The organism is Edaphosphingomonas laterariae, assembly GCF_900188165.1.
Lineage (GTDB): Bacteria > Pseudomonadota > Alphaproteobacteria > Sphingomonadales > Sphingomonadaceae > Sphingomonas_E > Sphingomonas_E laterariae.
Window position 1 is genome coordinate 1 of record NZ_FZOS01000078.1, and the last position, 1,600, is coordinate 1,600.

The following is a 1,600-nucleotide window of genomic DNA, read 5'->3' on the forward strand; positions in this document are numbered from 1 at the left end:
GAGATATTCGTCGAAGATCGCGTTCTGCAGGTCGATGCGCAGCGCCAGGATGCGGTTCAACCACCGCTGGATCGTGGGCAAGGTCTCGGTGAGCCCCCCGCCCTCCCCGGCCAGGTTCAAACCGGTGAGCGCCTGGAACTGATCGAAGTGGACCGATTGGAGTTTTGCCTGGAACAGCAGGCGAAACCACTGGTCGAGCGATTCCCGCGCGAAGTCGGACTCCAGATTGTCGCGGGGGTCGAAAAGTCCCTGCCCGCCGGTCTGGCGTTGGCCACGGGTCAGCGCGCCCAGGCTGTCGAGGCGCCGGGCGATGGTCGAGATGAACCGCCGTTCGCCACGGCAATCGGTGGAAACGGGCCGAAACAAGGGCGGGCAGGCTTGGTGGGTGCGGTGCGTGCGGCCCAGCCCCTGGATCGCCGCGTCCGCGCGCCAACCGGGCTCGAGGAGATAGTGAATGCGGCGGCTCTGATTGGGCGCGTCGAGGCTGGCGTGGTAACTCCGCCCCGTGCCGCCGGCGTCGGAGAAGATCAGGATGCGCTTTTCGCCGCGCATGAAGATGTCGGTCTCCGCGAGGTTCGTGCGCGCGCTGCGCCGTTCGATCCGCTGACGGCCGTCGGCATCGACGACGATCCGCCGGCTGCGGCCCGTCACCTCGGCCACAGCCTCCGTCCCGAAATGCCCGATTATGTGATCGAGCGCCGAGCCGACGACCGGCAGCGCACAGAGTTGCTCGAGGAGCTGGTCGCGCATGGCCATCGCTTCCCGGCACAGCACGGGCTGCCCGGCCTCGTCGATCATCGGTTCCGAGCGCACCGTGCCGCTATCGTCGGTATAGGTGCGCATCTGGCGCACGGGAAAGGCCGCGGTCAGATAATCGACCAGGAATTCGCGCGGGGACAGCTCGATATCGAGCCAGGCGCGCTCCTCGGGGGACAGGTCGGCAAGGGCACGATCGAGCATCGCTTCCGAGGTCGACACGAGCTGGACGACGGCGCAGTCGCCGCGCGCGAGATCGGCGGCGATCGCCGGGATCAGCGAGGGCAGCTTCATCGACAGCAGGATCTGGCCGAAGAAGCGTTGCTTGGTCGATTCGAAGATCGACAATGCCGCGGCCTTCGCGCCGCTATTATAGGTGGCACCGCTGAAGCCGTCGGTGACGCGCGTGGCGGCGAGCGCGGCCTGCAGATTGTTGTGAATGATCGCCCAGGCATCGGCATAGGCATTGTAGACGGCGATCTGTTCTTCGCTGAGCCGATGCTCGAGGATGTCATATTCGACGCCGGCGAAGCTGAGCGCCCGCGCGGCATAGAGGCCCTGCGCTTTGAGGTCGCGGGCGATCAACTCCATCGCCGCGATGCCGCCTCGGCGCAGGGATTCCACGAAGGCCCGCCGGTCGGCGAAGGCCGTCTGCGGTCCCCACAATCCGAGGCGTGTCGCATAGGCAAGATTGTTGACATCCGAGGCGCCCGTCGCCGAGGCGTAGAGAATCCGGGCGCGCGGAGCGAGATTTTGCAGGCGGACGCCGGCAATGCCCTGCTCGGACCCTTTCGTGGCGCCGAACCGGCCCTCGCCGCCGGCCACCCCGGCCATTTCATGCGCC

At 67.0% G+C, this 1,600-nt stretch carries 1 protein-coding gene; it reads right to left on the reverse strand.

Annotated elements, in window-relative coordinates; genetic code table 11:
- On the reverse strand, positions 1–1,600 hold a 1,600-nt coding region (locus tag CHB74_RS21430; RefSeq protein ID WP_179220959.1), incomplete at both ends, for a strawberry notch C-terminal domain-containing protein.